The following is a 24,396-nucleotide window of genomic DNA, read 5'->3' on the forward strand; positions in this document are numbered from 1 at the left end:
TATGGCAGGCCTATCCACTGTAAGCATTAGAAGGCCGGTACTGGCCATTGTTTTCTCGCTGACCATTTTGCTCTTCGGGATCATCGGAATGACCTTTTTGGGTGTCAGGGAATATCCCAGCGTGGACCCTCCGATCATCAATGTCCGGACCACCTACGTAGGAGCCAATGCCGATGTTATCGAAGCCCAAATCACAGAACCTTTGGAGGAATCCATTAACGGTATTTCGGGCATTAAATCCCTCACCTCCACCAGTAATGACGGGACGAGTAATATCACCGTGGAATTTGATGTGGGAGCAGATATGGAGGCTGCCGCCAATGATGTCCGTGACAAAGTCTCCCGGGCACAGCGGAATCTTCCTCCAGATGCAGAGCCTCCCGTAGTCTCCAAAGCCGATGCCGATTCTGAACCTATCGTATTCCTCAATGTAAAAAGTGAACAGAAATCCCTGCTCCAGCTGTCGGACATTGCAGATAATATCTTCAAAGAGCGGCTCCAGACCATCCCCGGGGTCAGCGAAGTCCGCATTTGGGGCGAAAAAGAATACGCCATGCGCCTTCGCATGGATCCTATCCGGATGGCCTCCTATGGGGTCACGCCATTGGATGTACTCACTAAAGTGCAAAGTGAAAATGTCGAATTGCCTTCCGGACGGATCGAAGGCAGCACCATTGAACTATCCGTCCGTACCAAAAGCCGATTATCCACTCCCGATGAATTCAACAACCTCATCATCAAAGAGAGCGAAAATAACATTGTGCGCTTTCAGGATGTGGGAAATGCCGAATTGGCACCACTCAATGAACGGACCGTACTGAAACGGGATGGTGTCCCCATGGTGGGCGTGGTATTGGTGCCATTGCCCGGTTCCAACAGTATTGATATTGTAGATGAATTTTACCGCAGACTAGAGTTTATCAAGAAAGACCTTCCAGAAGACATAGAGCTGGGCATTGGTTTTGACTCTACAGAATATATCCGTAACTCGATCAGCGAAGTACAAGAGACCATCCTCCTGGCATTTTTGCTGGTGGTGGCCATCATCTTTCTGTTTTTACGGGATTGGAGGACCACCTTTATTCCTGTCATCACCATTCCCATATCACTGGTAGGGGTATTCTTCATCATGTACACCATGGACTTTTCGATCAATGTGCTGACCCTGCTGGGGATCGTGCTGTCGATCGGTTTGGTGGTGGATGATGCCATTGTAGTACTGGAAAACATCTATTCCAAGATCGAAAAAGGAGAACAGCCAGAGGCCGCCGCAGAGAAGGGAGCAGAGGAAATCTTCTTTGCCGTCATCGCCACGACCATCGCTCTGGCAGCGGTATTCCTGCCCGTAATTTTCCTTACGGGAACCACCGGCAGGCTTTTCAGGGAATTCGGAGTCGTCGTAGCAGGTTCGGTGATCATCTCCTCCTTTGTGGCCTTGACCATGACCCCAATGCTAAGCTCCAAGCTGCTCAAAAAGCGTGAGAAGCACAATTGGTTTTACAATGTGACCGAACCGGGATTCCTGTGGCTCAACAAAAAATACGAAGCAGCCTTGGTCTGGTTCATGCAGTTCCGCTGGGTGTCTTTTATCATCATCTTGGCCATGGGCGGAGGCATTTACCTACTGTTCAACACCATTCCATCTGAGCTTGCGCCCACCGAAGATCGGGGCGAAATGCGCATCAACATGAGTGGCCCTGAGGGGGCTACTTTCGAGTACATGGACAGGGTCATCGACGAACTATTGTACGAAATGATGACCACCATACCATCGGATGTTTGGGACAGCTTTATCTCCGTGACCTCCCCGGGTTTTGGTACGGCCAGCACCAACTCCGGTTTTATCCGTGTCCGGCTGGTCGACGCGAGTCAGCGGACGGTAAGCCAACAGGCCGTCTTCGAAGACGTAGCGGAAATCCTAAGGAAGAAAACAGACGTCAAAGCTTTTGCCTCCCAGCCCCAATCCATCGGGGACCGTCGAGGCGGCATGCCCATCCAGTACGTTTTGCAGGCACAAAACCTCGAGAAGCTCAAAGAGGTCATCCCCGCTTTTATGGATGAGGTAACCCAAAGCCCTATTTTCCAATTTTCAGATATCAACTTGAAATTTACCAAACCAGAAATCGAAGTAGAGATAGACAGGGAAAAAGCCCGAAACATCGGAGTATCGGTGCAAGAAATCGCAAGGACACTCCAACTTTCCTATTCTGGACAGCGCTTTGATTATTTCATCATGAACGGCAAGCAGTATCAGGTCGTAGGTGAAATGCAGAAGGAAGACAGAAATGAGCCTATCAACCTGCGCATGCTGTACGTCAGAGCAGAAAACGGGCAATTGGTACAGCTGGACAATTTGGTAAACATTACCGAAAAAAGCACCCCTCCACAGCTTTACCGTTTTAACCGTTTTGTGAGTGCCACCGTTTCGGCGGGACTGGCCCCCAAATACACCATTGGTGATGGATTGGATGAAATGGACCGGATTGCAGCGGAGGTATTGGACGAAAGCTTCACTACGGACGTCGCTGGGGTATCCAAGGAATTCCGCGAAAGCTCTAACAGCTTGATTTTCGCCTTCCTGTTTGCCCTTATTTTGATTTACTTGGTACTTTCCGCACAATTTGAAAGCTTCACGGATCCGCTGACCATCATGATCACGGTGCCCTTGGCCCTGTTTGGTGCCTTACTGTCCTTATGGCTTGGCGGCTATACCTTGAACATCTTCAGTCAAATCGGCATCATCATGCTCATCGGTTTGGTGACGAAAAACGGGATCCTCATCGTGGAATTTGCCAATCAGCGCAAAGCACACGGCCTGGAAGTGGATGAAGCCATCATTGGCGCAGCTGTGGCCCGGTTCCGTCCGATCTTGATGACCAGCCTTTCCACGATTTTGGGAATATTGCCCATTGCCCTGGCTTTGGGCGCAGGAGCAGAAAGCCGAAGTCCGATGGGCGTAGCGGTCATTGGCGGACTGGTATTATCCACCATTTTGACGCTATTTGTCATCCCGGGCGTTTATACTTATTTGACATCAAAATCATCAAGATTAGCAAGAATATGAGGAAGCAGTGTTTGGTTTTATTGGGCATGATGGCGGCGATATATTCGGCATTTGGACAAGAAGAACTCTCTTTTGAAAAAGCCATTATCAAGGGCTTGGAAAACAACTACGATGTAAAAATTGCCCTTCAGGACAAAAAGGTCACTGAAATCGACAAGAAAATAGGAGTGGGCGCCTTGTTGCCCAGTTTGGACGCTACCTATGGCAGGACGACCAGTACCGAGGACGTAGAGCAGCAGTTTGTCAATGAAAGCACTCCCCGAAACATCGATGGGGCAAAATCCACCGGGGAAAACTTTAACATCAATGCCATCTATGGTTTTCGATATGAGGCGGTAGTCGCTTTAAAGCGTTTGGGAAAGCTCGATGAAATCGGTGAACTGCAGGCCAAAGTGGTCATTGAAAACACCGTGGCGGCCATTTCTGAAGCCTATTACCGACTTGCCACCGAACTGGAGCGCTACGAAGTACTCCAAGAGACCCTTGAGCTCTCCCAGCAGCGGTTGGACATTGCAAAATCCCAATATGAGCTGGGCGGAAGCTCGAAAACCGAATACCTTGCTGCCCAAGTAGATTATAATACGGACAGGTCCATGCTCGTTTCTCAAGAGCAAGTCATCCGGACTGCCCGTATCAATCTGAATGAGCTGATGGCCCTGGATGACACCCAAAATTTCGTCATTACGGACAGCATATTGATCAACAAGGACCTCACATTGGGGCCGTTGGTAGATCAGGCCATGGATCAGAACAAAATGCTTCTGATCAACAGAAGACAGGAGAATGTCGCCTACCTGCAGCTTAAAGAAATCCAAGCCCAACGCCTACCCTACCTTTCTCTGGACGGGAATTACCGCCAGTCCGTCTCCAATTCCGACGCTGGCTTCCTCATCCAGAATAAGCGCGAAGGATACTCCTTTGGGGCTACCATCGGCATTAACCTCTTCAGTGGCTTTACCTTGAACCGCCAAATCCAACGGGCCCGTGTACAGCAAGAAAGCCAAGCCTACATCCTGGACCAATATGAAGTCCAGTTAAAATCGGATATCTATCGGGCTTTTAATGTCTATGAAAACAGCAAGCAACGCCTGGAGATCGAACGACAAAATTACCTTGTAGTAGAGGAAAACACCGACATTGCCTTTGACCGATTTAAAACCGGACTGACAAGCTACTTGGAGTTTAGAGATGCCCAAGTAAACCGGCTCAATGCCGAAAGCCGCCTAATCGATGCGATCTTCAGTACCAAAGTGGCAGAAGTGGAATTGATGCGATTGGCAGGAAAGATCTATTACAAAAGCAATGACGAAGAAATACTGAGGTAACCACCTCCGTTCGACAGCTTATCCGACATCAAAACGTCATGGGGAGATCGTGACATTTTCCCAGATGTCGAGGAAGTGCATGAAAGATTTCATGCTGCCCCGTTTCTCTGGTCTCCTCTGTGGGCTTAAATTACGGGAAGGTTAGCCAGATAGTCATGGCCTCGACGCCGCTCAGCCTGACATGCATATTGATGACTTAATTGCATTGCTAACCGCCTAAAGGGGAACTTCTCCACACGTCGAACCCCTGCCAATGGAAGTGCTCTTAAGATGAGAAACCCACGTTATTCCATGCATTTATAATTTTTATTGTGGATATTCATACGGTATAAACAGCAATCCATATGAAAGTAGAAAAGTATCTGCGCCACTATTTACGTTGTTTATTGCTGGTCATTTCAGTTTCTGCTTCCTCCACCGTCTTCGGCTTCGCACAAGATGGCCCCTTCAGTAATGCAAGGGAAGATAAGTCACGGGATTCTTTGGCCATTGTAAATGCCATCCAGCTGTCACGGGACATTCATCGGAGCAATCATGAGCCAGACACCGAATACCAGGAAGCGGAAAAAGCCATCAGCCTCTCCATAGCGCTCGGTGACACCCTACTGTATGCAAAGGCACTGGATAACCTCGGCTTGATCTACCGCTATCATCAGCGGTACGAAGAGGCCATCCCACTGCATGCCAAGGCCCTTGAGCTGATCACAAAGGAAGACTCCAGCGACATGGAAAAAATGATCTTCGCCAATAACGCCGGAGTGGCCAGCCGCTATGCTGAAGATTTTGACCAAGCGGTATACTTTTACTTGGAAGCCCTAAAGGTGGCTGAAGCCCAAAACGACCTTAGAAACATTGCCATTTCATGTAATGGCTTGGGCAATACCCTGCTCCACCTTCCCGGACGTGAGGAAGATGCATTGGCCTACTTCGAACGCTCGCTGGAGGCAGAGCGAGAACGTAACAATACCCTCGGGATCGCCATGAATTACCTTTCCATTGGCGATTACTATACCGAAAAGCGAGAATTCGACACGGCCAGAAGCTATTTGAACAAGCTTCTAGAGATCAATCAGGCCAGGAAGGACACCTTTGGGCTGGGCATAACCTATGAGTATTTTGGCCAAAATTATTTTCAAGAAGGAAAGGACTTGCAGCAAGCGGCAGCCTACTTTGACCAGTCCAAGGCTTTTTTTGAACACTTGGGAGACCTTCACAAGCAAGCGGACATCGCCAAGCGCCAAGGAGATGTTTACCGGAAATTGGGGAATTTGACCAAAGCCATCCAGCTGTACCATGACGCTTGGAAGCTTGCCGAAAAAATCAAAAACAAAGGCCTGATCAAAGAATGTTCGTATTGGCTATCGGCCATCTATGAGCAGCAAGGCAAATACAGGAAAGCATTGGAATTCCTTACCCTTTCACATCAATACAAGGACAGCGTGGCGCTGATGGATCAGCAAACGCAAATTGCTGCCATCGAAAAGCGATATGCCATTGAAAAAAAGGAGTCACAAATCGAACTGCTGCAAAAAGACAAAGCACTGCAAAATTCAGAGCTGGAAAGTCAACGGGCGGCCTTGAAGAGCCATCAGGTGATCTTCATCCTATTGGCCACATTATTGGTCTTTATTGTGGTGATCGCCTTTATGCAATTCAAAAACATCAAAGCCAAGAAAAGGGCAAATGAGCTCCTTCGTCGTCAAAACAACCAAATCAAGGCGCAAAGGGATGAAATCAAAAACGTCAACCAACAGCTGGAAGCGACATTTGAGGAATTGATCCAAGAGCAAAAGAACACGGAAGAAAAGCGGATCAAACTGCTCGAAAGTAAATTTGAAAACCGTATCCAATCGTTGGCCATTCAATCCTTGGAATCCCAGATGAACCCGCACTTTTTATTTAACGGCATGAATGCTGTCCGCTGGTTGGTCATGAAGAACAAAAATGAAGAAGCCAAGGAGTATATTGACACCTTTGCACGGCTGCTCCGCATGAGCTTGACCAATAACCGCAAAAAGTCCATAACACTTGATGAAGAGTTGCAATCTACCGCTCTCTATTTAAAGATCGAGCAGTTACGTTTTGACAGCGAGTTTAATTACCACATCAATATCTCCCCCAAGGTAAACCCTAAAATGGTCAAGGTGCCGCCCAAAATCCTACAGCCTTTGGTAGAAAATGCCATAAAACATGGGCTACTTCCCAGCCGGAAATCCCCAAAAACCCTCGACATCAAAGTGAATCAAACCGATGACGGTGTCTTGGTAGAAGTACTTGATAATGGCAGAGGGTTCTCTAAATCCAAGGAAAGTTTCATCGAACCTCGGCCAGACGGAACACATCTTGGGCTAAAGCTCATCGAAGAGCGACTGGTAATTTTTAATCAGCAGCATGAAGGGCAAGTCACCTTTTCTATTGCCCCAAGAAATCCTCATGGAGATGAAGTGACCGGTACTAGCGCTACCATACATATTGTGCTGGAAAGTGCCCTGAACACCACCTCCTAAGCTGTGCTTTCCCTAAGGGTATAATCAAAGCAGCAAACTGATAAAAGCAGTAAACCGAAGCTTGCTTTCAGGAATAAAGGCTTCCTTCCCATCCACTTTTTCCAGTTGAAACCGTTGATAACGTCCCTCGCCAATATTCACCCGTAACACTATCTCTCGATGATCAGTAAGCTTGACGCCCCAAAAATATTGTTTACCATACTCCATCATCCTATAATTAGAATCGCCGTTCACAAACAACTGGAAGCCACTGGAGGCTAAAGAAGGATGAACCAACACTTTTGCCTTAAAAAAATGATTCTCGGGTTGGTGCTCTAAAATCACCTTTCCATATTTCCTGTTCCTACTTTCAAGAGGTCCTTGCCCACCAGCTTGGGGAATCAGCCAATAATATTGCTCAACGGGCTCCTCCTTTCCCCCAACAGTATACCAAAAGGCACCTGCAAACACCATAGAAATAAGCATTAAAATTGTTTTCATGACGATTTCCATCCATTAAATAAAAGCAGGCTCCAGGGTCTTGGAGGAAACCCTGAAGCTAGCTTTTGGTTACTGATTGTCCATAAAAAAGTAGCATGTAAATAGTCAGTCATAAAATGATATGATGAAAGCTACCACAAATTATTGGGCGGTGAAACAGTAAAATAGTGGACAGAACAAAACAATGAGTAGTCTACCGGTTTCAATTATTAATATGCGCTATCCTCCTTTTTCGATCAAAAATTCATCTATTCTTAATTAGCAGGCTAAGATGTTTCCTATATTAGCATAAGGAATAATTTAGGCGACCTCAAATATAGCGTTAATGAAAGTAGGGATAATCGACGATGAAGTCCACTGTGTGGAAAGCTTGGTACTTGAACTAATGCAGTTTAAGGAAGAAGTAGAAATCGTTTTTTCCACCTCAAAAGTAGAAGAGGCACTGGAAGCCCTAAGTACATCCTCCATCGACCTGATGTTTTTGGATGTAGAGATGCCGCGAATCAACGGTTTTGAACTCTTGGACATGATCGATGAGGTATATTTTGAGGTGGTATTCACCACAGCCTATAGCCAATACGCCCTAAAAGCCTTTCAATACAAAGCATTTGACTACTTGCTCAAACCCATTGGTCATCATGAGCTTGCCGAAGTATTGAAGAAATACAAGGGCTACCACCAACACCTCAAAAAAGAGCGTGAAGTCGATTTGATGGAATTCATTTCCTCGCTGAAAAAAGATAATATCATCAAGTCCAAAATTGCCGTTCCCGTGAGCGAAGGACTGGAGTTTATTAAAGTGGACGAGATCATTTATGCCCAAAGTCAAAACAATTACACTATCCTTCATTTACATGACAACACGACGCTTCTATTCAGCAAAACCCTAAAAGAAGTAGAAAGAACGCTGAAAAAGTATTTTTTTATTAGAATCCACCAATCCTATTTGATCAACCCAAATTATATGAAAAAGTATTTTCGTCATGATGGAGGAGGAGTACAGATGGAAAATGGAAAATCCCTACCTATAAGTCAGCGAAAGAAAGAGGAGATCATTACGCTCTTTGAAGCAATCGCCAAGAATAAATCACTCTAACGTTTTATACACAGAATCATTTGATTCGCCTCCCAAAATCACCAATACTATAATTGGTACCCTTTGTATTTTTGTAGATGTGGTGTAATTGTATTATTATTGATCTATGCCACTTCACCAACAACCCTTTTTGACCGCAAATTGCAAACAACGATCAGTAAATATGCTAGTCATGTGTTTGCTTGCCTTTTTGTTGGGATGTGGGGAAGAAATTCAAAAGAAAAAGAAGGCTCCCCCCTACTGGGAGAGCCCCGTACAATTGGACCTGGAAGGAATCAAAAAGCGAGGATTCATCAGGGCAGTCGTGGACAATTCCTCCACGAGCTATTATATCTATCGGGGTCGACGGATGGGCTATGAATACGAACTCCTTCGCAATTTGGCCAAGCAATTGGATGTACAGCTGAGACTTATCGTCAATGAAGACATCGAGAAAGCCTACCAATTGCTCAACAAAGGAAAGGCAGATATCGTGGCCATTAATTTGGTCGTCAATGAGGATCGAAAAAAATACGGAAGCTTTACCTCCAAGCTTAACTTACTGTCCTCCGTTCTCGTCCAAAACCGCAAAAAAGAGGTGTTGGATTCGCTTCAACAGCTGGACCAAAAAACTGTACACGTAAGGAAATCGGCAGTCTATAAGGACCAACTCTTGCAATTGGAAGACAGTTTGCAAATAGATATTGACATCGTCGAGGCCCCCAAAAACTCAGACGAGTTAGTGGACGAAGTGGTGCGGGAAAATATCGACTTCACCTTGGTGGACGAAGATTTAGCACTGGTCAACTCCACCTATTACAGTGAAATCAACATTGACTTACAGATCAACTCACCTTCCCCGGTCGCTTGGCTCGTACGGAAAAACGCTCCAAACCTTTTGGCAGCAGTGAACGATTGGATAGAAAAAGGCACACAATCCACTTATTTTGCCATCCTTTACGGGAAATATTTCCTGAACAAGAAAAACAGCTACTACCGAAACAAAAGCCCCTTTTCTTCTATTTCAGGCGATCAAATATCCAAATATGATGAGATAATCAAGGAAGGAGCCGACTATTTGGGATGGGACTGGAGGCTGTTAGCTTCCCTTGTTTACAAGGAATCCAGGTTTAATACCGAAGCCACCAGCTATGCCGGGGCCAAAGGGCTTTTACAGCTGATGCCTGTTACGTTAGAGCGGTTTGGTGTCGATAACCCCAATGATCCTTCCCAAAGCCTGATGGGGGGAGTCAAGTACCTCAAGTACTTGGATAAATTCTGGCTCGAGCGAGTTCCAGAGACCAATGAACGAATTAAGTTTATCCTAGCCTCTTACAATGTAGGCCATGGCCACGTAAATGATGCTTGGAGGCTTGCCTTGAAATTCGGAAAGGATACTCGTACTTGGAGCAATGTAGCTTATTACCTGGAGCGAAAATCCCAACCGAAATATTACCGCGACCCAGTGGTCAGAAGCGGATATGCTAAAGGGCACCTCGCGGTGGCGTACGTGCGGGACATCCTAAGCATCTATGAGTCCTACAGGATATTGGTAGACCCTTATCCCCGTGAAATCGAAGATAAAACCCTCGCAAAAAAATAAACGCAATCCAGCTTTTGGGAGAATGTAGAAAAGTTAAAATTAGCCTGATTTACCAGGTCGAAAGCTAAGCATGGGCATAATCGAAAAATATATTTCTTTCCTTGGATACAAGGAAGATAAGTACATACGTCCCTTTACAACTATTTTCAGTACAAAAACCTCAGGATTTTAGCGCAACTGGACCTCTAAGCGAATATGGCAAAAACGAAAAAAGCGATCCTGTCCTGCACCCGTTACCAGTACATCAAGATCGCTTTTCTTCTAAGGTATTTCCGGATGCTAAGCCAACCTACGTTTCAATTTGGCTGTGCAGCATACGCGAGATCTATCAAATTTTGTCAAAGATATTTTTAAAGCTTGTAGCAGTCCCTAATTTACCATGTAGCTCGTCTATATGCACACGCTCCTGCTCGGTCGTGTCACGATGACGAATGGTCACGGTATTGTCTTCAAGGGTCTGATGGTCCACCGCTATACAAAATGGCGTACCTATCAGGTCTTGACGAGTATAGCGCTTACCGATAGAAGCCGCTTCCTCATAGACCACGTTAAAATCGTACTTCAATTTATCGAAAATTTCCCTTCCCTTATCCGGCAATCCGTCCTTTTTCGTAAGTGGAAGAATGGCCGCCTTAACAGGGGCAATGGAAGGATGAAATTTAAGGTAGGTACGCTTTTTACCTTCCTGCTCTTCCTCCACAAATGCATTGCAAAGGGTCATCAAGAAAAGCCTGTCCGCACCAATTGAGGTCTCGATTACATAAGGGATATAATTTTGGTTTACCTCTGGATCAAAGTACTGCTGTTTCTTTTTGGAGTATTCCTGATGGCTTTTCAAGTCAAAGTCCGTCCTGGAATGAATTCCTTCCACCTCTTTGAACCCAAAGGGGAAATCAAACTCAATATCCATCGCAGCATTGGCATAATGCGCCAATTTATCGTGATCGTGTGTCCTGAGCTTCTCCTCGGGTACCCCCAGTGCTTTGTGCCACTTAAGTCGGGTTTCGGACCACGTCTTATACCAGTCCAGCTCCGTACCAGGCCGGACGAAGTACTGCATTTCCATCTGTTCGAATTCCCGCATTCGGAAAATAAACTGACGCGCCACAATTTCATTTCTGAAAGCTTTTCCTATTTGGGCAATGCCAAAAGGCACTTTCATACGGGCCGTCTTTTGCACGTTCAGGAAATTGACAAATATCCCTTGAGCCGTTTCTGGCCTGAGGTAAATGGTGGAAGCATCTTCGGCCACAGAACCTACCTGCGTGGCAAACATCAGGTTAAATTGACGCACATCCGTCCAATTGGACGTGCCACTGATCGGACAGGTGATGTCCTCATTTATGATCAGGTCACGGACACCTTCAAGGTCTTCTGCTTCTAACAGCTTGCCCATGGCGGCCAGTAAGGACTTAGCTTCTTCCTCTTTCCCGGCCCTTTCCAGTGTAGCAGCTTTCTCTTCAATCAGCACATCCGCACGGTAGCGCTTTTTACTGTCTTTATTATCGATCATGGGATCATTAAAGCTGTCCACGTGACCGGAAGCTTTCCACGTAGTGGGATGCATAAAAATGGCTGCATCGATCCCAACTATATTATCATTTAACCGCGTCATGGACTCCCACCACAAGCGCTTTAGGTTATTTTTAAGCTCCACTCCATAGGCACCATAATCATAAACGGCCTGAAGTCCATCATATATTTCGGATGAAGGATACACAAAACCATATTCCTTGGCATGTGAGATAATATCCTTCAATTGTGCATTTTCGGTTGCTTGTTCTGTCTTTGCCATAGCCGCAAAAATAGGGAAATAGCTTTTAAGATTGAAAGATAAGAAGATTGAAAAATAAGAAAATTACAGATTTACGGATCAATGTGCCCAAACTTGATCCGTTGATGCTTTTAAGCATGTTTTTTTGTCCTGTAAAAAAGGTACCCTAATACCAAGGTGGACAGGAAAAAGATCAAAGTAGTCCACTCGTAAGTTCTTTTACTGGCCAGCACTTCTGCGATATCATCATCCTTATCGTCTAAAGCCCTTTTCAGCTTTCCAATATCCTGCTCTTGCTTTTGGGCAATATACTTGTAATCGTCCTTTTCATATTTGATTTCGGTAGTTTCGATGTTTTTGAGCATTTCCAGCTCATCCATGATCAAATTATCCTTTAGGATAATGCGCTCCATCCATTCATTGGTCTTGATCATATCTTTTTTGGTGCGGTTTCCAAAAATGCCGGATTTCTCCTCTTCTGAGGCCTTCCATTGGCGATGAAGCCCTTGACGCTCATCCACAAGCTTTTCCAATCGATCCTGAGCAGGCGAAATCACGGGGATCGCCAAGCAGAACAATAGTAGATATTTAAACATAATTGTATTTTTTACGCCTATTAAGATCAAATAACGTGCCGATAGCGGCTAAAAGGAAAAGTAAAAGCCACTGCTGGTTACTTCTGTGCCACTTGCCCCCAGCCAAAAACCATCAAGCCACACAGGACCGCTTTGATGGAAACCAACGCTTTCGCTGTTAAGGCATCGACACCAATAGCCTTTTTGTGCTCCATATCCGTTAGATATTACCGAAAAAGGATCAAGCAATATTTCTGGGGGACGAATGTTGACATGGTCTTATAAAAGAAAATTTCATGCCGTTAAAACGATGGTTTTTTAGGTATCCGCACAAATGGGCTTTAGCGGGAATTTATGGGGAATAGTTAGGCCCATGCCGCTAAAACGGGAAACGTTGGATGGGCAAATTTACCATGAGCTTCACCCATGGCTAAGAATATATCGCCCCTTTGGGGCTAGCTTTCGAGCATATATAACGATCGCTACAAAACACCTTATACCTTGTGTTTCAGCTCTCCTCAGATTACACTTAGGAGTAAAATGCGATCACGCAATACTTCTGTAAGGTGATAAATTTAGTAACCGGAACATTGATACGCCGTCAAGACCTCAGGCACAATGCAATTATACATTCCTTTCTATGCAGGACCTACATGTACTTGGTGCCTTTGACACGTTGTGGCTTTTTTGTACCCGTGATTTTGCCTTTAAGTAAAACGGCAGTCCCCAGCTTTTCCGCTTGATCCGAAAGATGGCCATCCCCTATTTGAAGAGGCCACTTTCTCTAAGGGGAGCCATCAGATTACAAATGAAATTTATTGGTTTTCTTTCGCTTGTACTGCCCTTTACGGCGCTTATTATTGGTATAAAAATTATACAAGTAATTGATGGCGAAGGTGGTCACTGCCAAAGGCACAAAAAAATCAGGAAGCATTCTTTTGATCCCTAACAGAATAAGTAATGTGGCAATAATCCCAAGCTTAAAAGTAGTATGGCTTTCAGGATAGGTTTTCCGGATCAAGATCAAACTCAATATCTCAATCAAAACCAAAAAAATGATCAAATAAGTCAGCAGCTTGAGGGCAGAAATCTGATCGTAAAATACCGACCATCCTGCTAATCCAGCCACTGCAATCAAGCTGATCGACTGCAGGGAAGTGTTCAATTTTTCTTTCATGGTTACTTGGGTTTTGATCAAGATAGCTGCTTTTTTGCTAAAAATCAATCCCAAATCCCAATAGAAAACGCTCTCATACAGCCATTAGTCAATGCTGCATGAGAGCGGATGATTTCGAATTACAGCTTTTCCTTGATGAAATTGGTCATCAGGTTATAGAGGTGCCAAGTGGTATTGCCACCATAAATTCCATGGTTTCTATTTGGATAATAAAAGGTTTCAAACTGCTTGTCTGCAGCCACTAATGCATCCAACAAAGCCACTGAGTTTTGGAAATGGACATTGTCATCTCCTGTACCATGGATCAAAAGGAAATTTCCCTTCAACTTGTCCACATGGGTAAGTGGGCTATAATCATCATATCCAGATGGATTCAGCTGAGGCGTCTGCAAATACCGCTCGGTATAAATGGTGTCATAATATCTCCAGGTGGTTACTGGCGCTACGGCAATGGCCGTTTTGAAGACATCATTGCCCAGCATAAGGGAGAGAGAACTCATGTAACCTCCATAAGACCAGCCCCAAATACCGATACGCGCGCCATCCACATACGGCAAAGAAGCCAAGTATTTGGCCCCCGCTATTTGGTCTTGGACCTCCAGATTGCCCAGCTGTGCATAGGTGGCATGCTTAAAGGCGCGGCCTCTTCCTCCCGTTCCACGGTTATCCACACACACGACGATATAGCCTTCTGCTGCCAAGTGATGATGCCAAAAATCCCGGGTACCTCCCCAAGCATTTCGCACGTTTTCGGAGCCTGGCCCTCCATAAACATACATCAATACAGGATGCTCTTTTGTCTCATCAAAATCTGCTGGCTTAATCATATAGCCGTTTAGCTGTGTGCCGTCTACGGTTTGAAATTGGAAAAACTCCTTATCACTAAGTGCATAGCCATCCAAACGGTCTTTTAAGGCCTTATTGTCCTCGAGCACTTTAATGGTTTCGCCCTTGGCATTGTTTAAGGTGACATGCAGGGGTTTGTTTGCAGTGGAAAAATAATCGATAAAGTACTTTTGATCGCGGCTCATGTTGATCCCGTGGGTTCCTTTGGCAGGAGTGAGTTCCTTTTTGCCTTTTCCATTCAGCTTGATCACATAAAGGTTTCGCTCCAAGGGAGACTGCTCAGTAGAAACAAAGTAAATCTTCTTGGACTTTTCATTCACGCCGACCACTTCGGTTACTTCCCAGTCTCCTGAGGTCACCTGCTGAATCAACGCACCGTTCATATCATGATGGTAAATATGCTTAAACCCATCTTGCTCGGAAGTTCGCAAAAAACCACTACCATCCTTCAGGTAAAGAAGGTTATCATTATAGTTGAGGTCGACGTAAGTAGTCGCTTTCTCGGTCAATATCACCTTGCTGTCTCCTGTAGCTGTATTGGCATGCAAAAGGTCCAGCTGATTTTGAAGTCTGTTGAGACGGATAAATGCCAAGGTCTCACTGTTGCCAGTCCAGTAAATTCGGGGCAAGTAAATGTCTGTCTCTTCACCGGCGTCCATCTTGGTGCTTTCATCCGCCCCAAGGTCGTACACGTGAATGCTCACGGCTGAATTTTTCTCCCCTGCTTTTGGATATTTAAACTTATAATCCTGTGGATACAAGGGCCCCCAAAGCTGCATGTTATACTCAGGGACGGCTGATTCATCAAAGCGGATATAGGCAATTTTCTGTCCGTCTGGAGACCACTCAAACGCTTGGGCCATGGAAAATTCCTCTTCATATACCCAGTCGGCCGAGCCATTGATAATCTTGTTCCACTCACCATCGTGCGTCACTTGATGTACCTTGTTATCCTCTAAAGTGATATAGTATAGGTCATTGTCCTTCACAAAGGCCACCTTGGTATTATCTGGCGAAAGGGTAGCATAGGATATTTTTTCTCCATCCATCAGCTTTTGGGACACCCCTGAAGCAATGTCTACGACATAAAAAACACCCTTGGAAGACCTTCTATAAATGCTCTCCACCTCAGTGGCCACCAAAGCCTTGGTCTCGTCATTGTTAAAAGAATAGCTGGAAAATTCAATGCCCAGCTTATTGCCGTCTATCAGGACTTCCTCCTGCTCACCCGTACTGACATTCATCTTTACCACCTGAGTGACGCCATCCTCTTTTTTCAAGGAACTGTAGTACTGCCCATCTTTCATCCAATTGATGCCTCTGACAGACTTCTGATTAAACACTCCTTCTTTGAAAATGGAAGCTAAGGATACCTCCTTTTGCTGTGCGTAGATTTCTGTACACATACTGATCATTAATGCCGCTAGCGCGAAAATGCTTATTCGGTTCATAAATAGTTATATTGTGGATTTTATTCTGATCGCTAAATATAATGAAATTGACCTTTAAGGTCACCATCTCCCGCGTCGAGTTCATTACTCTCAATTCATTTCAATGATATTTTTTTAGTTTTTACTGCATTTGTGCAATTATTATGCACAGACAAAAACTAGATTTGACAGTATCAAAGGTGTCCCATCCCTTAAGATGGGGTTATTTTAATCTCTAACTGTACTTTTATGAAATCTTTTGATTCAAAATCTTTCGACCTTAAAGAAATGGGCGTAGAAGAAATCTCCGACCTTCAGCAAAATGAAATCAACGGAGGACTTTCCATCACAGTTCCTTCGCTCTCATCTTTGTCCCTTCCATCTGTGGATGCTTCTGCGGGATTAGGAGTTAGCTTAGCTGCCGCCGTTGGCGGAATTACTTTAGGATTGGGCCTAAGCTTGGGATTAGCGGTAGATGCTTAACGACACATTCTTTCTAGACTTTACTAAGCAGGAAAACAGGTTGTTTTCCTGCTTTTTTTTACGGTACTGAGGCACAAAGGAACCAAGCTGCAAGGTAGATGTACCAAAGAACGATCGACCAATCCCATTCCACCCACCCAAACATACTCCTTCCTATTTCTTGACCCGCTTTTTATTTTTGGACATTAACCACGGCAAATGCTGTGTGCCTTGGCACCTTGGTGGTATTATTTTCATTAATCCGGAAGAATACTTCGAAATCATAGGGAAGTCATTTAAATTTACTTTATGAAGAAAAAAATTGCATTGGTCACCGGTGGCTTTACCGGAGAATCGGTCGTTTCACTAAAAAGTGCCGCGGTAGTAGAAACCCAAATCGATAGGGAGCGCTATGATGTCTATAAAATCATCATTGAAAAGGAAAATTGGTTTTATGCCGCTGAAGACGGAACCCCTTCCCTTGTCGATTTAAATGACTTTTCCATTCAGGTGGATGGTAAAAAGGTCACTTTTGATGGTGTTTTTAACATCCTCCACGGCTCACCGGGAGAGGATGGCAAACTTGCTGGATACTTTGACATGGTAGGCCTCCCTTACACTACTTGTGACGCCCTGACCTCTGCGATCACCATGAACAAAGGCTACACCAAGGCCATAGTACAGGACATCGAAGGACTGGAAGTGGCCAATTCCCTCCAGCTGTTCAAAAACTCCCCCAAAAACACCCAGCGCGTCATCGATGAGCTTACCCTTCCTTATTTCGTCAAACCCAATAATGGCGGTAGCAGTATCGGCATGAGTAAGGTAAAAAGCGAAGGAGAAGTCCAAGAAGCCTTGGACAAAGCCTTTGCAGAAGACAACCAAGTGCTGATCGAAGAGTTTGTTTCCGGCAGGGAATTTTCCATCGGCATGTACATGGTAAATGGCGAAGTCATCGTCCTCCCTGCTACGGAAATTGTCAGCTCCAAAGAGTTTTTTGACTTTGAAGCCAAATATACTGCGGGTGTCACAGAGGAAATCACCCCCGGAAGGATGTCCGAGGAAGAGGTCAATAGGGTAAGGGAAGTGGCCAGAAAGGTCTACCTCAAACTCAACTGCAAAGGCGCTGTGCGTATGGATTACTTCCTCGAAAAGGAAACCGGAAAAATCTTCTTTATCGAAATCAATACGGTTCCCGGCCAAACGGAAACCAGCCTTATCTCACAGCAAGTACGTGCCATCGGCAAGACTGTCAAAGAATTCTACACGGAGATTATTGAGGAAATGTGGAAGCAATAAGGACGGATTTCATGCCACCCCTTTTAAGAGGGTATAGACAAAAAAAGGAGTGGCAGCTCGGTGCACCGAGCTGCCACTCCTTTATGTTCTTCAAATCTCCCTTTAGGCCTGGCAGCGATGTTTTCTTTTAATCGGACGGAAGGTAAAAGAAGATTGCTTCTTCTCGCTGGTCATCGCCAGGACATTTTTATATTGGATCCTGCTTAAAGGTCAAACTCCTTTTTCAGCCTGTCCACATAATCCAGTTTTTCCCAGGTAAACAACTCCACATCCAAGGTTAGCGAAGTGCCATCCGGAGAAACAAAGGTCTTTTGCACCACTTCGTTCGTTCTTCCCATGTGGCCGTAGGCAGCCGTTTCTTCATAAATAGGATTACGAAGCTTCAGCCTTTGCTCAATGGCATATGGACGCATATCAAAAATCTTCTGGATCTTTTCAGCGATTACCCCGTCCTTCAGGTCCACTTTACTGGTGCCGTAAGTATTGATATATATGCCCATTGGCTCGGCTACGCCGATGGCATAGGACACCTGAACCAACACCTCATCGGCTATTCCCGCTGCCACCATATTTTTGGCGATATGACGGGTAGCATAAGCTGCAGAGCGATCCACTTTTGAGGGATCCTTTCCGGAGAATGCCCCTCCTCCATGAGCGCCTTTTCCACCATAAGTATCCACAATAATTTTACGGCCTGTCAAGCCCGCATCTCCATGGGGTCCGCCGATCACAAATTTACCTGTAGGATTGATATGGTAGGTGATGTCATCGGTAAAGAGCGCCTGGATTTCCGGGATCAGCTGTGCCTTCACACGTGGGATCAAAATACTGATCAGGTCCTCCTTGATTTTCTTCAGCATGGCCGGCTCATCCGCAAATTCATCGTGCTGGGTAGAGATCACGATGGTCTTGATCCGCTGTGGCACATTGTCGTCGCTGTATTCGATCGTCACCTGTGCTTTGGCATCTGGACGGAGATAAGTGATTTCCTTATTTTCCCTCCTCAAGTTAGCCAACTCTTTCAACAACCTATGGGAAACATCCAATGCCAATGGCATATAGTTCTGTGTTTCGTTCGTCGCATATCCGAACATCATACCCTGATCACCAGCGCCTTGTTCTTCTGGGCTTGTCCGATCCACACCTTGGTTGATATCAGGAGACTGGTCGTGAATAGCTGAAAGCACACCACAAGAGCTCCCGTCAAACATGTACTCTCCCTTCACATAACCGATCCTATTGATCACATCACGGGCAATTTTCTGGACATCAAGGTAAGTATTGGACTTCACCTCTCCTGCCAAGACCACCTGGCCTGTGGTCACCAAGGTTTCGCAAGCCACCTTGGACTGAGGATCAAACGCCAAAAAATTATCAATCAATGCATCTGATATCTGATCAGAAATTTTATCAGGATGTCCCTCAGAAACAGACTCCGAGGTAAATAAATAAGGCATATATCGAGTTTTTAATTACAAGTAGAAATGGCGTGTAAAATTAAAGCATAAGCAGGAAATAAAAAACTTTTACTTTGGGATAAATGATAACAGGTCTGTCCGCACATATAACGGGCATTTTTCCCGCTTCTGAAAGGCCCCAAAAACTCGAAAACAGTTTATCCGTTAAGACGAACACCCCCACCATGATTAAAAACTGAAAGCGTAGGCACTGATCAAAGTCTCCCGACTTTCCCATCTGGTCTTAGTCTCCCGACTGAGACCTCAACTTCCACAAGTCTCCAGACTTGCAGCGTAACCAAGGTACCAAGTACGAAGAAGTGGGAAGTGGAAAGGAAGTTGAAAGTAAGGTATCAAATGCGATAAAGTACAAGCTCCGTTAATGTTGCAATTCCCAATTCTCCAACCTTCCAACCTTCCAACAACTTAACTTCTTAACGTTTAGACCTTATAATGCTCCTTTGGCTGGCTCTTCAAGATCTTCACAGCTGATTCTGCGGTGATATCCCGTTGTGGATTGGCCAGCATCTCGTAGCCGACCATAAATTTCTTCACGGTCGCAGAGCGTAACAGTGGCGGATAGAACACCATGTGCAGGTCCCATTCTGGATGGTTTTGGCCATCTGTGGGAGCTTGATGGATCCCTGCCGAATACGGAAAAGACACCTTGAAGACATTGTCATACATGATCGCCAGCTGACGGTAGGCATCCGCCAAAGCTTCCATTTGTGCAGCGTCCATTTCGGAAAGGGAAGCAATATGCGTCTTAGGCGCAATCATCGCCTCAAAAGGCCAAACCGCCCAAAATGGTACCAAGCCCACGAAATAATCATTTTCGAATAGAATACGTTCTCCTTTCTTGAGCTCCTCGTACACATAGTCCAGCACCATACTACGTCCATATTTTTGGTAATATTCACCAAACTTCACCTGCTTTTTGGCCGGCTCCACTGGGATGGATTCCTGTGCCCAGATCTGGCCATGGGGATGTGGATTGGAGCAGCCCATCACCGAACCTTTGTTTTCGAATATCTGGACATGATTGATAAAATCTTTACCGCCCAATTCCTGGTATTCTTTCTTCCATAGCTCCACCACCTTCGTAATGGCCTGTACGTCCAGTTCGGGAATGGTCAGGTCATGGCGGGGCGAAAAGCAGATCACCTTACAGATCCCCCGTTCACTTTTGGCCCTGAAGAATTCTCCTTCGGACATTTCTCCCTGAGGAATATCGGAAGTCAATGCCCCAAAATCATTCTGAAACACATATGCACCGGTATAATCAGGGTTTTTCTCTCCATTTATCCGGGTATTACCGGGACACAAGTAGCACTTTTCGTCATAGGCAGGCTTTTGTGCTTCGGCGGTATCTTCTTCTTGTCCCTGCCAAGGCCGCTTGCCACGATGCGGGGATACCTGCAGCCAGTCACCGGTAAATGGATTATATCTTCTATGACTATGGTCTTCGAAATTAAAATCAGTCATGAGGGGGTAAATGTTGTAATGTTTAAAAGGTTTTTTTTGTTTTTGGGCACAATTATCACTTGGTTGAGTCAGAGCCTCAATTTCAGGGAGTGCAGGAGCGAAGCCCCAACACCACGTTACTTTTATCTTGAAAATTAATACGCTCTACTCAAACTATCCGACTACTCTCGTGCCATCCGTGACCTCTACTTCGTAGATTTGGAGTGATTTTCCGAAGGCTTTTTCATAGGCTGCGGCCACTTCTTTTTCAAACGTTTCCTTAGCACCTTTTTCGACTAGATTAATGGTGCAGCCACCAAAGCCACCGCCCATCATCCGGGCACCGGCAACCGTCTCACGGGACTTGGCAAAATCAGCCAAAAAATCCAATTCCTTACAGCTCACCTCGTATAGCCCTGAAAGGCCGTCATGGGAGCCGTACATCTGCTGGCCGAATCCTTTGATATCGCCTTTTTCCAACAACTCACAGCCTTTGAGCAAACGGGCATTTTCCTCAATCACAAATTTGCATCGCCTGAAGACCACTTCGCTGATTTTGGACTTGGTCTCTTCCAGTAGTTCCAGCGTTACATCACGGAGACTCTTGACGGTTTGATTGGTCTGCTGAACAGCGGCTACACCTGCTTGGCACTCCCTTCTGCGGTCGTTATAGGCTGAATCGGCCAAGGAATGTTTCACTTGCGTGTCACACAGGATGATCTGGTAATCTCCTAGGTCGATCGGAAAATAGCTGTATTCCAGGGAACGGCAGTCCAAGCGAATAGCATGGTTATCCTTGCCCATCATGGAGGCAAACTGGTCCATGATCCCGCACTGGACACCGGCAAATTCATGCTCAGCTTTCTGGGCAAACTTCAGCATGTCCAATCGCTCCAGCCCTAGCCCAAACAGCTCGGACAACGCCAGGCAGACACCGTTTTCCACTGCTGCAGAGGAAGACAATCCAGCACCCACCGGTACATCTCCCCCAAACACCAGGTCAAAGCCCTCGATGGGGTAGCCTGCCTGCTGCAACTGGGCCACGACGCCCATCACATAATTGCCCCAACCACCTTCCATTCGCTCAAAATCATGAAGGTCAAAGGTCAGGGATTCCTGAAAATCCTGGGAAAATAAGCGGCATTCATCACTGTCATTCTTTTGGACGGCAATGACGATTTCCTTGTTGATCGCTGCGGGAAGGACAAAGCCTTCGTTATAATCGGTATGCTCCCCGATCAGGTTGATCCTGCCGGGAGATTTTACGACAATAGGTTTTTTGTCAAACAATTCTTCGAATGCTGACCGGATAATTCCTGGGTTCATGATGTTCTATTTACTTTACTTAATGACTGAAAATTTAAAAGCCGTAAAACTATGGAAAGTTTCTCCCGGCTGGAGTACTACCGTAGGGAAATGGGGATGGTTTGGCGAATCCGGAAAATGCTGCGTTTCCAAGGCAATTCCGCCATGCTTGCCATAAGTCCGCCCCTTTCCCTGGAGTGTCCCGTCAAAATAATTGGCAGTATACAACTGGATGCCGGGTTCTGAAGTAGCCACTTCCATGCGGATTCCTGATGCCGCTGAAGAGAGTACCGCGGCAGGTTGATGGGCATCAAATACCAAGGTCTGGTCCAGGCCATTGGCAATTACGGTCTGCGGATGGTCGGCCATCACGCCTTTCTTTACCTTTTTGGGCTGAAGAAAATCCAGCGGGGTTCCTTTTACGGACAGGATTTCCCCCGTGGGAATACTGCCTTCTTTGACCGGTATATACAACGGTGCATTGACTTGCAGCTCATGATCCAGAATGCTGGAAGAAAGGTCTCCGGAAAGGTTAAAATAGGAATGATTGGTCAGGTTGACCACCGTAGTTTTATTCGTGGTGGCCCGGTAGGCAAGCTTCAATTCGTTGGCTGCGGAAAGGGTAAAAGCTACGGTTACCGTCAATTCTCCGGGATAACTCTCCTCTCCATCAGGACTGACATAGGTAAATTCCACGCCATCTTCAATGATCGAAGCCTCCCATATTTTCTTATCGAACCCTTCCAATCCTCCATGCAGGTGGTGGTCGCCGTTATTTACGGCCATTTGGTAAGGCTTCCCTTCCAGCTGAAACCGCCCGTGGTCAATACGGTTACACACCCTGCCTACGGTACAGCCCATAAAGGCTCCCGCTTTCAGATAGGCCTCGCTGGTATAGTCCTCATAGCTGTCAAAACCGAGCACCACATCCCTGAATTGGCCGTCCCGGTCGGGCACTTCAAGATGGGTGAGGGTAGCGCCATAGTTGGTCACACAGGCCTTTGCGCCATTTGCATTTCGTAAGGTGAATAAATGAATGTCACTGCCGGTAGGCGTTTGGCCAAAAACGGTCCGCTCAACGGTAGTTTTACTGTGGTTAGTTTGTGCTGTTGACAAGGGTAAAAAGGTTTATTGACTGACAATTTTCTCAAATATATCCGCCAATTTAAAGGATTAAAAAATGTTATTCAGGGCATTTTGGGCTAAATTTTAAAAAAAACGTTCCCGAAAACGTTTCCATGAACCATCTATCTTTCTGAGGACTTTCGAATCACCAATTCCGTATCCAACACGATATTTTTTGGCTCAAAGCTATCCGGGTCCATCAGCTGATCCAGCAGGTTGTTGGCCGCCAATCTCCCCATTTCATAGGCAGGCTGATCCACCGTGGACAAGGCAGGTTCCAAGGCATCGGATACCGGCATATTGGTAAAACCCACCAAGGCAATGTCCTGGGGAATGCGCATGCCCTTTGCCTTCAAAAATTTCATCACATCAATGGCCACCGGGTCATTGATGGCAAATATGGCATCCGGCCGCTCAGGCCCATCCAGCAATTCTCCCACCAAGGATTGGGTCACCTCAACGGTCAAATCGCTATGCTTGACCAAACCCGTCTCCAGCGGGATGCCTTCTTCCTTGAGCGCCTTTTCATAACCGGCCATGCGCTTCTGGCTGATGTACATCCCTTTCGGCCCAGAAATAAAAGCTATTCGCTTGCACCCTTGCTCGATCAAATGACGCGTGACCTTATACGCCCCCAAGGTGTCATCCACCGTCACCGTGGATACCGGCAGGCCTTCCAAAATCCGGTCAAAAAGAACAAAAGGAATTTCCCGATCGATAAGGTTTTGGAGGTGGTCAAAGGAAACGGTCTCACGGCTAAGGGAAATCAGCAGCCCATCCACCCGGCTGGAAACCAAGGTACGGATATCCGATTTTTCCTGTTCGAAATTCTCGTTGGACTGGCAGATCATCACATTGTACCCCCGCCGGTAAGCGGTATCTTGGATACCACTGATATTGGAAGCAAAAAAATGAGAGGCTAGCTCCGGCACCACGATGCCCAAGGTCTTGGTCTTATTGACCCGCAAACTCTGTGCAACCACATTTGGAGAATAATTGAGCTTTTCGGCCATGGCCAACACCTTCTTACGGGTTTCCAACTTGATTTCCGGAGAATTTCGCAATGCCCGTGAGACGGTCGAAATGCTAATATTCAATTTCAATGCGATATCCCGGATGGTAACTTGTCCTTTTTTCATTTTCTTCCATTCACTTAAAAAATGAATATACTGTTTTTTGGCGAAATTGTCTTAAATGAAAGTCCATGATTCAGCGCAAACGCATTTAAAGAAATCATCCTATTTTGGTTTCGAAGCCTGATGGTGCCTTCAAGCTTCGTTTTCACCCCTAAGCACCACCAGAAGCAAAGGCTGAAAGCCTTACTCACATGAGCCCAAAGCAAGGCCTTGGTGTGATATGCCCAATCCCATTCTCTCCGCAGGCTAAAAGCCCAGCTCAACGCTTCAACTAGGTACTTTTAACGACCAT

17 protein-coding genes are annotated in these 24,396 nt (G+C 45.8%); 7 read left to right on the plus strand and 10 right to left on the minus strand.

Annotation, left to right across the window (positions count from 1 at the left end):
- Nucleotide 1: 1 nt before the first annotated feature.
- The 3 genes from ECHVI_RS03305 to ECHVI_RS03315 all read left to right on the plus strand — a co-directional run bounded on the left by ECHVI_RS03305 (nucleotide 2) and on the right by ECHVI_RS03315 (nucleotide 6,896).
- Entirely contained in the window at nucleotides 2-3,064 is a 3,063-nt protein-coding gene (locus ECHVI_RS03305) for an efflux RND transporter permease subunit (RefSeq protein WP_015264524.1), read from the plus strand.
- Complete coding sequence (locus ECHVI_RS03310; protein ID WP_015264525.1) at nucleotides 3,061-4,389, plus strand: TolC family protein; 1,329 nt, start codon at nucleotides 3,061-3,063, stop codon at nucleotides 4,387-4,389. The genes ECHVI_RS03305 and ECHVI_RS03310 overlap by 4 nt, the downstream gene beginning before the upstream one ends.
- Before the next feature lie 344 nt (nucleotides 4,390-4,733).
- The gene (locus ECHVI_RS03315; protein WP_015264526.1) at nucleotides 4,734-6,896 is read left to right on the plus strand and encodes a tetratricopeptide repeat protein; all 2,163 of its coding nucleotides are present in this window, start codon (nucleotides 4,734-4,736) and stop codon (nucleotides 6,894-6,896) included.
- Nucleotides 6,897-6,920: 24 nt separating this feature from the next.
- Here the strand turns inward: ECHVI_RS03315 and ECHVI_RS03320 are convergent, their stop codons facing one another.
- Complete coding sequence (locus tag ECHVI_RS03320) at nucleotides 6,921-7,376, minus strand: hypothetical protein (protein WP_157501189.1); 456 nt, start codon at nucleotides 7,374-7,376, stop codon at nucleotides 6,921-6,923.
- A 325-nt stretch (nucleotides 7,377-7,701) separates the two neighbouring features.
- Between ECHVI_RS03320 and ECHVI_RS03325 the strand changes: the two genes are divergently transcribed.
- Both ECHVI_RS03325 and ECHVI_RS03330 read left to right on the plus strand, forming a co-directional pair.
- Entirely contained in the window at nucleotides 7,702-8,472 is a 771-nt protein-coding gene (locus tag ECHVI_RS03325) for a LytR/AlgR family response regulator transcription factor (protein ID WP_015264528.1), read from the plus strand.
- Between the two features lie 172 nt (nucleotides 8,473-8,644).
- Nucleotides 8,645-10,054, plus strand: coding sequence for an MltF family protein (locus ECHVI_RS03330; protein ID WP_245553421.1), 1,410 nt, complete (start codon nucleotides 8,645-8,647; stop codon nucleotides 10,052-10,054).
- A gap of 328 nt (nucleotides 10,055-10,382) precedes the next feature.
- On the opposite strand, the gene ECHVI_RS03335 is transcribed toward ECHVI_RS03330, so the two are convergent.
- From ECHVI_RS03335 to ECHVI_RS03350, 4 genes are all read right to left on the minus strand, one after another.
- Nucleotides 10,383-11,849 (minus strand): glycine--tRNA ligase, encoded by a 1,467-nt coding sequence (locus tag ECHVI_RS03335; protein ID WP_015264530.1) that lies wholly within the window; start codon nucleotides 11,847-11,849, stop codon nucleotides 10,383-10,385.
- 110 nt (nucleotides 11,850-11,959) lie between these two features.
- The gene (locus ECHVI_RS03340; protein ID WP_015264531.1) at nucleotides 11,960-12,424 is read right to left on the minus strand and encodes a hypothetical protein; all 465 of its coding nucleotides are present in this window, start codon (nucleotides 12,422-12,424) and stop codon (nucleotides 11,960-11,962) included.
- Between the two features lie 781 nt (nucleotides 12,425-13,205).
- Nucleotides 13,206-13,580: a hypothetical protein gene (locus tag ECHVI_RS03345; protein WP_015264533.1), complete on the minus strand. Its 375-nt coding sequence runs from the start codon at nucleotides 13,578-13,580 to the stop codon at nucleotides 13,206-13,208.
- Between the two features lie 119 nt (nucleotides 13,581-13,699).
- Complete coding sequence (locus tag ECHVI_RS03350) at nucleotides 13,700-15,877, minus strand: S9 family peptidase (protein ID WP_015264534.1); 2,178 nt, start codon at nucleotides 15,875-15,877, stop codon at nucleotides 13,700-13,702.
- Nucleotides 15,878-16,105: 228 nt separating this feature from the next.
- Between ECHVI_RS03350 and ECHVI_RS03355 the strand changes: the two genes are divergently transcribed.
- Nucleotides 16,106-16,339, plus strand: a complete 234-nt coding sequence (locus ECHVI_RS03355; RefSeq protein ID WP_015264535.1) for a hypothetical protein — start codon at nucleotides 16,106-16,108, stop codon at nucleotides 16,337-16,339.
- Between the two features lie 288 nt (nucleotides 16,340-16,627).
- Entirely contained in the window at nucleotides 16,628-17,617 is a 990-nt protein-coding gene (locus tag ECHVI_RS03360; protein WP_015264536.1) for a D-alanine--D-alanine ligase, read from the plus strand.
- 203 nt (nucleotides 17,618-17,820) lie between these two features.
- On the opposite strand, the gene metK is transcribed toward ECHVI_RS03360, so the two are convergent.
- The 5 genes from metK to ECHVI_RS03390 all read right to left on the minus strand — a co-directional run bounded on the left by metK (nucleotide 17,821) and on the right by ECHVI_RS03390 (nucleotide 24,107).
- Nucleotides 17,821-19,074, minus strand: a complete 1,254-nt coding sequence (gene metK / locus ECHVI_RS03365) for a methionine adenosyltransferase (protein ID WP_015264537.1) — start codon at nucleotides 19,072-19,074, stop codon at nucleotides 17,821-17,823.
- A 441-nt stretch (nucleotides 19,075-19,515) separates the two neighbouring features.
- A complete protein-coding gene (locus ECHVI_RS03375) occupies nucleotides 19,516-20,559 on the minus strand; it encodes a UDP-glucose--hexose-1-phosphate uridylyltransferase (RefSeq protein WP_015264538.1) in 1,044 nt (347 codons plus the stop codon).
- A 153-nt stretch (nucleotides 20,560-20,712) separates the two neighbouring features.
- Nucleotides 20,713-21,864, minus strand: coding sequence for a galactokinase (locus ECHVI_RS03380; protein ID WP_015264539.1), 1,152 nt, complete (start codon nucleotides 21,862-21,864; stop codon nucleotides 20,713-20,715).
- A 15-nt stretch (nucleotides 21,865-21,879) separates the two neighbouring features.
- Complete coding sequence (locus ECHVI_RS03385) at nucleotides 21,880-22,959, minus strand: aldose epimerase family protein (protein WP_015264540.1); 1,080 nt, start codon at nucleotides 22,957-22,959, stop codon at nucleotides 21,880-21,882.
- 131 nt (nucleotides 22,960-23,090) lie between these two features.
- Entirely contained in the window at nucleotides 23,091-24,107 is a 1,017-nt protein-coding gene (locus ECHVI_RS03390; protein ID WP_015264541.1) for a LacI family DNA-binding transcriptional regulator, read from the minus strand.
- Nucleotides 24,108-24,396 lie beyond the last annotated feature (289 nt).

Origin of the sequence: Echinicola vietnamensis DSM 17526 (assembly GCF_000325705.1) — a bacterium.
Taxonomy (GTDB): domain Bacteria; phylum Bacteroidota; class Bacteroidia; order Cytophagales; family Cyclobacteriaceae; genus Echinicola; species Echinicola vietnamensis.